The 292-nt window shown below is 63.0% G+C and carries 1 protein-coding gene; it reads right to left on the bottom strand.

Annotation, left to right across the window (positions count from 1 at the left end; genetic code table 11):
• Positions 1–197, bottom strand: a 197-nt coding sequence (locus NE591_RS15155; protein ID WP_256157089.1) for a TSUP family transporter, incomplete at its 3' end; no start/stop codon positions are given.
• Positions 198–292 lie beyond the last annotated feature (95 nt).

Raw genomic sequence — 292 nt, 5'->3', positions numbered from 1 at the left:
CGAATATGGGAAACCGCACCTGAGATAGATGTCGGGATGATGGTGAACAGCGAGGTGGCGGTGCACATGAGGGAGTCCATGGCGTAGCCGAGCTTGAACGCCGGCACGAGCAGCAAGCCGCCGCCGATGCCGAGCAGCCCCGCCAAAACGCCGACCACCAGGCCGACGACGAGCGACACGAGAAACAGCGGAATCATGGCTTCCACGACGCTAGTCCTCCATGTCCAAACGAATCTGGGTGGTCATGCCGTGATCGTTGTCGGCATGGGGCAACGGAACGGGCGGGGCGGGG

Origin of the sequence: Adlercreutzia sp. DFI.6.23 (assembly GCF_024462535.1) — a bacterium.
Classification (GTDB): domain Bacteria; phylum Actinomycetota; class Coriobacteriia; order Coriobacteriales; family Eggerthellaceae; genus Adlercreutzia; species Adlercreutzia rubneri.
This window is presented reverse-complemented; position numbering and strand designations above follow the sequence as displayed.